This window comes from Methanoculleus sp. UBA374 (assembly GCA_002508705.1).
GTDB classification, from domain to species: Archaea; Halobacteriota; Methanomicrobia; order Methanomicrobiales; family Methanoculleaceae; genus Methanoculleus; species Methanoculleus palmolei.
Window position 1 is genome coordinate 128,019 of the sequence record DAYL01000009.1, and the last position, 1,049, is coordinate 129,067.

1 protein-coding gene is annotated in these 1,049 nt (G+C 48.1%); it reads right to left on the reverse strand.

Annotation, left to right across the window (positions count from 1 at the left end; genetic code table 11):
- Nucleotides 1-351: 351 nt before the first annotated feature.
- Entirely contained in the window at nt 352-564 is a 213-nt protein-coding gene (locus BRA42_RS02710; protein ID WP_292408878.1) for a hypothetical protein, read from the reverse strand.
- Nucleotides 565-1,049: the final 485 nt, after the last annotated feature.

The window sequence follows — 1,049 nt, forward strand, 5'->3', positions numbered from 1 at the left end:
CCCAGAGGGAAGCCGTGTCAGCAGCTTGACGCCAAAGATCACTCAATTTTTCGCGGGGATGTGTCAGAATACTCTGAATTATATGAATCTTCAGCCGCTGGACACTTTTGGGATGACTTCATCGATTGAGGGAAAGGAGGTGTGCAGCTACTGTTTCACCGTACTGCCTCACGCCTCAATCGGAACAGCGAAAACAGGGGGTAATATCCAACCGGGGACGGCGGTGCAGGACACCCCTCACCTAAGAGGTGATCAGCCCTACTTCTCTGCGTTCGTTGTCGGGGGACACAGGATACCAGCAACGACGAGGAACACTCACGAACAGCAGGGGAATCGGCGAAGGGTGAGGAGTTATCGCCGGAGGTAACGATCTGAAAAGACTTCGGGTGTCATGGTTTCGGGCTTGAAAAACTTCGCCTCTTCAAGTTCTTTGGGAATCCTGTATCGAGTCAGGCCCACATCGTGAGTGAGGAATACGTCACACTCCTGTGACATGGCATACGCTAAATGTACTTTGTCGGTCTTTTGCCCGATCATTCTTGAGTCGTCGTAGTTGGTGCTCATGCTATAACAGAGCCGGCTTACGCTTTCATCAGGGAACATTATTTCAGTGTTCCAGCCATTGAGATTGGAAAGAACTGATATACGAAAATTCCACCCAAATTGTTCTCCATGACTTTGAACAACGTTTCGCCTAACACAGTGATCGAAGTTACCAGTCGGAATCCACCATGGTTTGATATATGATCGATGATTCCCTTACAGCGAGAATCCTCATAAGCTGATATCAAGATATCAGTATCTAAAAAAAACGAGTTTTTGGGGCTGATTCATTAGATGGAGTCCAACCGGCGCATCTTTTCATCGAACTGTTCGCGGCTCACTGCATATGTGATTATACCTTTACAGTTTACGCGACCCCCATACGGCAACATTCCCTCCTTGTAGTGCCGACCGACCACAGATGCAGGGTTAAACTCAAATTGTGCCATCTGCCCATCTCCTCGTGATATACAATTGTATGTTGGAGGTGATCCCGAAACACCTCA